Source organism: Desulfofundulus thermobenzoicus (genome assembly GCF_009428905.1).
Lineage (GTDB): Bacteria > Bacillota > Desulfotomaculia > Desulfotomaculales > Desulfovirgulaceae > Desulfofundulus_A > Desulfofundulus_A thermobenzoicus.
Genome location: NZ_WHYR01000281.1, coordinates 1 through 379 on the forward strand (window position 1 = coordinate 1; position 379 = coordinate 379).

Consider the following 379-nt stretch of genomic DNA (forward strand, 5'->3'; position numbering starts at 1 on the left):
GTTCCTAGAGTGATTGGTACACAATCCGTCACAATGAAAGAGTCTGAGGATGTGATGGGATGGGAATTTACAAGTGACGGCTTTCGGGTTATTTTCTCCCGTGACATTCCTTCCATTATTTCAGGCTGGTTAAAAGAGCAAGTCGATCAATTTTTAGAGCAGCAAGGGTATTCGGCAGAAGACCTATCAGTTTTTCTTGCCCATCCTGGAGGAAAAAAAGTGATTGATGCCTATATTGAAAGTCTATCCTTACAAGAGGATCAGCTTTTTTCATCAAAAGAAGTACTTAAACAACACGGGAATATGTCCTCTGCCACAGTTTTGTATGTGATCAAACATTATCTTGAACATCAATCCGCTGAAGCGGGAGATATGGGTC

1 protein-coding gene is annotated in these 379 nt (G+C 41.2%); it reads left to right on the top strand.

Annotated features, from left to right (window positions below; all coding sequences use genetic code 11):
* Window positions 1–54 precede the first annotated feature (54 nt).
* Window positions 55–379, top strand: a 325-nt coding sequence (locus tag GFC01_RS18635) for a 3-oxoacyl-[acyl-carrier-protein] synthase III C-terminal domain-containing protein (RefSeq protein WP_279233523.1), incomplete at its 3' end; no start/stop codon positions are given.